This is a genomic window from Candidatus Methanoperedens sp., assembly GCA_027460525.1.
GTDB lineage: Archaea > Halobacteriota > Methanosarcinia > Methanosarcinales > Methanoperedenaceae > Methanoperedens.
In genome coordinates this window covers 23,342-31,106 of the sequence record JAPZAS010000001.1, presented here as the reverse complement: position 1 = coordinate 31,106, position 7,765 = coordinate 23,342, and the positions used below count along the sequence as shown (strand labels likewise).

The 7,765-nt window shown below is 42.2% G+C and carries 9 protein-coding genes; 5 read left to right on the top strand and 4 right to left on the bottom strand.

The features are described from left to right. Positions 1-230: 230 nt before the first annotated feature. The 5 genes from O8C68_00200 (at position 231) to O8C68_00180 (ending at position 4,149) form a co-directional block, all read left to right on the top strand. The gene (locus O8C68_00200; GenBank protein MCZ7394223.1) at positions 231-770 is read left to right on the top strand and encodes a nucleotidyltransferase domain-containing protein; all 540 of its coding nucleotides are present in this window, start codon (positions 231-233) and stop codon (positions 768-770) included. Beyond that, the gene (locus O8C68_00195) at positions 770-1,180 is read left to right on the top strand and encodes a hypothetical protein (GenBank protein ID MCZ7394222.1); all 411 of its coding nucleotides are present in this window, start codon (positions 770-772) and stop codon (positions 1,178-1,180) included. Before O8C68_00200 ends, O8C68_00195 begins: the two co-directional genes overlap by 1 nt. Before the next feature lie 127 nt (positions 1,181-1,307). Beyond that, a complete protein-coding gene (locus O8C68_00190; GenBank protein ID MCZ7394221.1) occupies positions 1,308-1,679 on the top strand; it encodes a HEPN domain-containing protein in 372 nt (123 codons plus the stop codon). Continuing rightward, positions 1,661-2,092, top strand: coding sequence for a nucleotidyltransferase domain-containing protein (locus O8C68_00185; protein MCZ7394220.1), 432 nt, complete (start codon positions 1,661-1,663; stop codon positions 2,090-2,092). The genes O8C68_00190 and O8C68_00185 overlap by 19 nt, the downstream gene beginning before the upstream one ends. 743 nt (positions 2,093-2,835) lie before the next feature. Further along, positions 2,836-4,149: a DEAD/DEAH box helicase gene (locus O8C68_00180; GenBank protein MCZ7394219.1), complete on the top strand. Its 1,314-nt coding sequence runs from the start codon at positions 2,836-2,838 to the stop codon at positions 4,147-4,149. A gap of 19 nt (positions 4,150-4,168) precedes the next feature. Here the strand turns inward: O8C68_00180 and O8C68_00175 are convergent, their stop codons facing one another. The 4 genes from O8C68_00175 to O8C68_00160 all read right to left on the bottom strand — a co-directional run bounded on the left by O8C68_00175 (position 4,169) and on the right by O8C68_00160 (position 7,756). Next, positions 4,169-4,645 carry a Mut7-C RNAse domain-containing protein gene (locus O8C68_00175; GenBank protein ID MCZ7394218.1) on the bottom strand — a complete coding sequence of 159 codons (477 nt, stop codon included), beginning with the start codon at positions 4,643-4,645 and terminating at the stop codon, positions 4,169-4,171. A gap of 33 nt (positions 4,646-4,678) precedes the next feature. Then, positions 4,679-6,040, bottom strand: a complete 1,362-nt coding sequence (locus O8C68_00170; GenBank protein ID MCZ7394217.1) for an MFS transporter — start codon at positions 6,038-6,040, stop codon at positions 4,679-4,681. Further along, positions 6,041-6,574 (bottom strand): MogA/MoaB family molybdenum cofactor biosynthesis protein, encoded by a 534-nt coding sequence (locus O8C68_00165; protein MCZ7394216.1) that lies wholly within the window; start codon positions 6,572-6,574, stop codon positions 6,041-6,043. A gap of 183 nt (positions 6,575-6,757) precedes the next feature. Then, entirely contained in the window at positions 6,758-7,756 is a 999-nt protein-coding gene (locus O8C68_00160; GenBank protein ID MCZ7394215.1) for a hypothetical protein, read from the bottom strand. Positions 7,757-7,765 lie beyond the last annotated feature (9 nt).

The following is a 7,765-nucleotide window of genomic DNA, read 5'->3' as shown; positions in this document are numbered from 1 at the left end:
CTCGTTGAAGGTTGTAGTTGTTCCTTAAGAAGAACAGCGCCGCATCGTCACAAAAGTAGACCAGCTCATGTCCCTCTGCGATGAGCTTGAAGCCAGACTTGCGTGCTCGCAGGCGGACAGCGAGAGGTTGATGGAGGCGGTGGTGAGCGGGGCGATTGGAGCATAGAAAATGAGACGGTCAACTTTTCCCCTGAAACATTAATATTACAGTTGTTACAATATTATCACATATGTTACAAAATTATAACAAATGGAAAGTACTCAAAGTCTTCTTTGAAAATCCAATGCCGAAAGATGCAGGATTTCAGTTAAGGGAAATTAGCAGAATTACATCCCTTGCAACTACATCTGTTAAGTTGTATTTAAATGAGTTGATAAAAGATGGATTGGTTAATAGGACAAAGCACAGGATATTTGCATATCCTGTTTATTGGGCAAATATGGATAGCGCTGAATTTAGATTCCTGAAAAAAATAGATACGATAATAACTATCAGGGATTCTGGCTTAATAGAACATCTTGTAAACCAATGCATGCCGGATGTAATAATTCTGTTCGGCTCAGCATCAAAAGGAGAAGATACGATCGAAAGTGATATAGATCTGTTCTTGCTCTGTAGAGAAAGAAAACTCCGTCTTTCAGATTTTGAGGACAAAATAAATAAGAAAATCAACACCATCTTTAGTGAAGACTTTGGCGAACTAAGCAATGAATTGAAAAATAATATAATAAATGGAGTAATCCTTAAAGGATATCTAAAGGTGTTCTGATGGAAGAAGGTATAATAAAAACGGCTCCTGACAGGGAAAAAGCAAAATCGATATTGAAAATGGTGGAAACTACATTGGAAATGATAGACACCATTGATCCAAAGAAATTCACTTCCCATGTTGTGAAAGAATATTATGAAGTTATCCGTGAACTTATTACGGTGATTTTACTTCTGGATGGCTATAAAACGCAAGGGGAAGGAGCCCATAAAAAGTTGATAGAATACATGAAGAAAAATTATGCGGAATTCAGAGGACATGAGATTTCCCTCATTGATGACCTCAGAGTCATAAGAAACAAGATAGCATATAATGGTTTTTTCGTAACAGACGATTATCTGGATAGAAGAAGGCAAGAGATTCTGACACTAATTGATAAGCTAAGAATAATTATCTATAAGAAGTTATGAAACTTGTCTTGCGCGCTCGCAGGCGGACAGAGAGAGGTTGATGTAGGCGGTGGTGTGAGCATAGTTTCAGGAGAAGACTGCAAAAAGCAAATAAGCAATTAAAACAATTACAATTTTGAGAAAGTGCATGGATAAAGATGAATGGTTCAAACAGGCTGATTATGACATGGAAACCGCAGACTTCATGTTCAAAGGAGAACGGTATTTTTATGCGGTCTTCATGTGCCACTTATCAATAGGAAAAGCACTCAAGGGTCTGATTACTCAGAAAAATAAAGAAGCACCGCCCAAAACACACAATCTGCTATATCTCATTGAAATTATTAATCTGGAACTTCCGGAAGATATGTATGATTTCGTTTTCACTCTGACCAGAGTAAGCGTACCCACTCGATATCCTGATAATCTGCAAAGAATGCTGAACGAATACAGCATGAATAAGACAAAAGAAATACTTGAAAAAGGCATGGAGTTATTAGAATGGTTAAAGACAAAATAGCAGAAGCCATCAAATTCTTTGAGAACTGTTTGAAAGAAAAAGGATTGAAAGTTTCAAAGATAATCCTATTCGGGTCGCAGAGTACGGGAAAAGGAAATTTGGAGAGCGACGTGGATATTCTGATCATCTCTCCGGATTTTCAGAACAAAGACATTTTTGAACGGGCAAGATTGACAAAGGAAGCTGAGATAAAGACCATAAAAAAATTCAGAGTGCCTCTTGATATTATCACTCTCACTTTTGAAGAATTTGAAAGTGGGAAATCTCTTGTTGCTGGAATTTGCACGAAAAGGAAAAGTAATGTATGCGGCATGACCAGCGCCGCATCGTCGCCAGGGTTGACCAGCTCATGCCCCTCGGCGAGGAGCTTGAAGCCGGACTTGCGCGTTCGCAGGCGGACAGCGAGAGATTGATGGAAGCGGTCGTGGGGCGGATGCTGGCGGGATAGTTGCTTCGGAAACATATTGGCGCCGGGAGTTTAATATTTTTTGAATTAAAATATGTCTCAGAGGTATCATTCCTGGGACTCTGGCAATTCTAAGCGTTGAAGTAAATAATCCATGAAATCATCAAATCAGTTGAATAAGTTCAAATCTTAAGATAATTTCTACACATATGTATATATATTATAAATGTTTAATTATTAAGCTGAGGTGAACTAATGGCAAATAAAATGAATTCTGCAAAGAAGTCAAAAAAGGTAACCAAGACAAAAAAGACAAAATAAGTTCATTTTGTTAAGGTACTAATCTAATATTTTTTTTCTCATTTTTGTTTTTTTTATCATGCTGAGATTACTTCCTCAAAATTGGCAAGTGTAATTTTTTTAATCCAGGTCTTTTATTTTTTCTGACAGCTCCTCTCCGGTGTCGAAACCATAACAATTGCCTGTTCAACCCCGCCATATCATCACAAGCACTATCCTATCCTGCATCGAATCGCACTCAATCGGGTTCTTGAGAAGCTCGCCATGCTTTTCACACCTGACTATTCCCGCAGTGAACCGTGTCTTCGATTAACGCAGTGTTGCAGTCCTCAAAGAATCGGGAGGTTGTTTCGGGAAATAAAAAGTTCCTTTATGATAGACCGTCCAGATTCATACCAACGTGATTAATAGATATAAGTACGGTAACAAACAAATGAAGGGGGATTAAACATGGAAAATCCAGGATTTAAAGACTTACATTTATCAAAAGATATACAAAAAGCAATTACTGATATGGGTTTTGAGGAAGCAACCCCGATTCAGGCCCAATCCATTCCCTATATGTTAGAAGGAAAAGATGTCATCGGGCAGGCGCAAACAGGTACGGGGAAAACCGCAGCCTTCGGAATTGCAACTTTAGAGAGAATAGACCCGCAAAACAGGGGATTACAGGCTGTAATCTTATGCCCCACAAGAGAACTGGCAATTCAGGTAGCAGAAGAACTGAAAAAGCTTTCAAAATATAAAAGAGGCATTGAGATTTTACCGGTTTACGGCGGGCAACCAATAGACCGCCAGATAAGAGCGTTAAGACAGGGTGTACAGGTTATAATAGGCACTCCAGGCCGCGTCATGGATCACCTTGACCGCCGTACTTTGAAAATGGATGGCGTAAAAATAATCATACTGGATGAAGCGGATGAAATGCTGGATATGGGATTCAGGGAAGATATTGAAATTATTATGAGAAAAATCCCAAAAGAAAGACAAACCATTCTCTTCTCTGCAACCATGTCCCGGGCTATTTTAGATTTGACCAAAAAATACCAGAACAAACCACAAATGATAAAATTGGCACATAAGGAGATGACCGTTCCCGAGGTTGAACAATTTTATTTTGAAGTCAAACAGCAGGCAAAAACAGAAGCCCTGTGTCGCTTAATTGATCTTCACGACCTGAAATTATCGCTCGTGTTCTGTAATACAAAAAGGCGTGTGGATGAATTGGTGGAAACCCTCAAGTCAAGGGGGTATCTCGCTGATGGACTGCATGGGGATTTGCAGCAAAGACAAAGAGACACTGTCATGTCTAAATTCAGAAGGAGGGAGATTGAGATATTAGTGGCAACCGATGTGGCGGCCCGGGGAATCGATGTAGGGGATATCGAGGCTGTGTTCAACTATGATATACCTCCGGATGATGAATATTATTTACACAGGATAGGAAGAACAGCGAGAGCTGGAAAAGCGGGGCAGGCATTTACCTTTGTGACAGGCAGGGAGGTATACAGGATAAGGCAGATACAGCAATTCACAAAGACGAAAATCATAGCCCAGAAAGTTCCTTCTATCAGTGATGTGGAAGATATCAGGACAAACCTGCTTTTGGAAAGAGTTAAAGGGACTGTTGATGCCGGGCATCTGGGAGAATATAGTAACCTGGTTGAAAAACTTACCCAGGAAGATTATACTTCTTCAGATGTGGCTGCTGCATTGTTAAAGATGGTGATGGGTGAAGGGAGCACAAAAGAAGAAAAAGAATAGATATCAGACAGGAAAGCTGTCATTTTTTCAATCTTTCCGCCCTCTCCATAATATTCTCCCAGTGCTTCCCCAGCCAGTAAACCTGCCCGCAATTATCGCACAGCCAGAACTCAGTTCCCTCCCTCAGCCTGTCAGGATAAACATAATCCTTCGCCCTGACAAGTTCCATATCTTCGGGTTTAACTTTCCTGATAACCGAGTTGCAAAGAGTGCACCTGTCCAGTTGCGGCTCGATTGAAATCCCGAATTCTTCCTGCATCTCCCTGAGCTGTTCCATGATTTCAGACGATTGGACAAGATACGTCCTTATCTCTCTTTTTATCGCTTTCCTGACAAGCACCCTGTCCCTTGAAACGAGAATCCTCTCCTCTTTTTCAGCCAGTGCCAGCAGTGTATCGTCCTCGTTCTCCTGCTTATTTATCTCCAGCGTATCATACCCGAAAAGACGAAGCCAGCGCGAAAGTTTGCCGAGCATCCGGTCAGTTACGAATTTCATTATATTCAATTTTTTAATGCAAACGATTTAAATCTATTTGCTTTTGCCGCGCACAAGCGATGTCAGCATGGCTATGCCGCATATAATTGCTGAAACAGTGTATGTATCCCGGAAAGCGGGTAAAAATGAACTCCCGACATTTCCATAATAAACGTACCTGCTGGAGAACACAGCACCAGAGACGGCAACGCCTATCACCATCCCCATGTTCCTCATAGTCCCGAGCGTTCCTGCCGCTATACCAATCTTTTCCTTAGGAAGCGACCCCATTATTATGCTGTTGTTCGGCGCCTGGAAAAGCCCCATCCCAAGACCAAGGAGCGCTAGGCGTAGAACAACATCGATGGAACCGGATGTGGGGGTCAGGAAGCCAAGCCACAGTATGGATACGCTTGAAATACCGATGCCGATTGAACTGAGTAAAAACGAATTCGTCCTGTCCGACAACCACCCGCTGAAAGGGGAGACAACGGACATTACGAGTGGAACCGCCAGAAAAACAATTCCCACCCCCTCAGGTGAATATCTAAGTTCATTTTGGAGAAAAAATGGCATTAACAGTATGACGTTATACAGGGCAGTAAAACTAATAAGTGCACTGATGTTGGCTGCCGCAAACGGCCTGTTCCTGAAATTCGAAAGTTCCATTACAGGATGCATGGCTTTAGTTTCTATCATAATAAATACAATAATAAATATAATTGATAAAATAAAAAGCAGGATTATATAGCCTGAGAGCCAGCCAGACTCCTGGCCCTGGCTCAAAGCAAGCAGCAATGACATAAGACTGATAAAAAGCGCAAGCGCACCCGGTATGTCGAAGGTCTGCCCAGATGTAGTTTCGTCTTTCCTGAGCACGGTTAACGCCATTGCAGTCCCGAAAATCCCGACCGGGATATTTATATAAAATATAGACTGCCATCCAACATTCTCGATTAAAAAACCGCCTGCTACGGGTCCTGCCATGGAACCTATCGCTACAACCGTCCCTATCAATCCCATCGCTTTGCCCCTTTCTCTCGGAGGAAATGCATGAGTGATTATTGCTATTCCGGTCGCCATCAACATAGCCGCGCCTATGCCCTGCACTACCCTGTAGAATATCAACTGATTTTCGGTTGCGGAGATAGCGCACAAACCCGAACCTATGGTGAAAATCGCAAGTCCCCCGGCGAATATCGCTTTCCTGCCAATCATATCAGAAATCCTCCCAAGGCTCAGGAGAAGGGCTGTGATGGTCAGGAGATACGCCATCACCACCCATTCGATGGTGGTAATATCTGTTTTAAAGTATTCCGTAAGCGTGGGAAGGGCAACGTTCACGATACTTCCGTCAAGCGTAGCCATGAAAACGCCTATCCAGACAGTAAACATCGCCTTCCACTTGTATTCCATTTACTGACCCTTCACATGTTTGAGTATATGCCCCATCTCGGGCAGTACAAGTTCAAGCGCGAGCTTGACAGCATTTGGCGAACCCGGAAGGCAGAATATCGCTTTCTGGCGCGCAACACCGGCAACAGCCCGGGTAAGTATTGCCGCATTTCCCACCTGTTCAATGCTTTTATGCCTGAACAGCTCCCCAAAACCTGGCATGTCTTTTTCAATATAAGGCGCAACTGCTTCGATCGTAACATCCGCTGGTGAAAGCCCTGTCCCGCCGGTTGAAATTATCACATCAGCCTCTGAATACAGGCATCTCTTGAAGGCATCCCGTATCATCTCTGTGTTGTCCGGGATTAATTCGTAATGCACCACCCCGCTTCCCTGCACCTGAACCATTCCCCAGATAAGTTTCCCTGAGGCGTCCTCCGCGCGCTCAGGACGGTCTATTTTCCCGTATTTTTCGTATCGCGATGTGCTGATTGTGAGTATAGCGCATTTGTATGAGCCAGGCACGTTTTCTTTGTGAAGCAGCGAAGTATCCATGCGGGTTCTTAATATGTTAAAAGATATATGAAGAATTCTATCTATGATATTTATTGGGTCAGGATCAAAAAAACTATGAAAAATCAGAGGAATTTGGTAAGAGATTTGTCGCAAGGAGGATTGCACATTTCTCCAGACAACTTGCAGAAAGTATAGTTTCAGTGCTTATGCGGCAATGTCCACTTATTTCTGTTCGAACAATAGCATAACCGGAATAGGAACCGTTTCATTTGGAGTTGATGTACCATTGACATTCAGTAAAATACTTCCTGAAATTGTATTTGTTTGACTAAGAAATTCATAACCCTGCGGGACATTTATATAAAAGTCTACAGTTCGCGTTTCTCCTTTGGAAATCCATAACCCATCGCTTTCCATGCCTACCTGAAACTCTTTGGGAAAACCTTTATCCCTGCTAAGTTTTACAAAGCCTTCAAATCCGTTATGCGAAATGAGTTCAACAGGAAACGTGGCTTTCTGTCCGGGTGTTATTTTTATTATCCATTGAGGCAAATAATAAACAAGATATGGTCCTTCTAATGGGCCTCCTAGCTCTGCCGTAACTTTTATTTCATCTTCTGAACTTCCACCATCCCCGACACTGGGAAAAAAACCTCTTTTCTCTGCAAAATAAGAATAATAGACAGCACTCATGTATATGTTAAGCTTACCGTTTTCTTGTTTTATTTCTAGAGGAGAGGTTAGTCCTGGAGAGCTGCTAGTTTTCAGCACTGCCCCTTTCTTGTCTTTGTTGAGCTGTATCTCGACTGATTTCTCCCCGCTAAAGACCCTGATGGTGTTTCCATCATCGATTTTGATGATTGTCGCATTCTCCAGACCCTCACCCTCGGTAATGAAATCATTATGCAGCACCCACAGTAGTCTGTCGTTATCTATTCCAGGAACATTGCCCCAGCTAAACAAATAAGTGTTCCAGGTGTTCTTAATCTCGGCTTTTCCTTCGGAGTCGGTAATCAGCTTTACTATTGTGCTATTCGGAGTAAACTGATCTTTATACTCGACAATATAAACCTCTGCGTTCTCCACTGGCATTTTATTGGAATCCACAACCTCTACCGAGAAGTTTCTATGTATTTCAGGAGCTTGCGTTTCTGGTATATTTCCGATGCACCCGCTTAACAACAATACTACCAAAGCGCCAATATACAACATCGTTTTCATTTTAGTTTC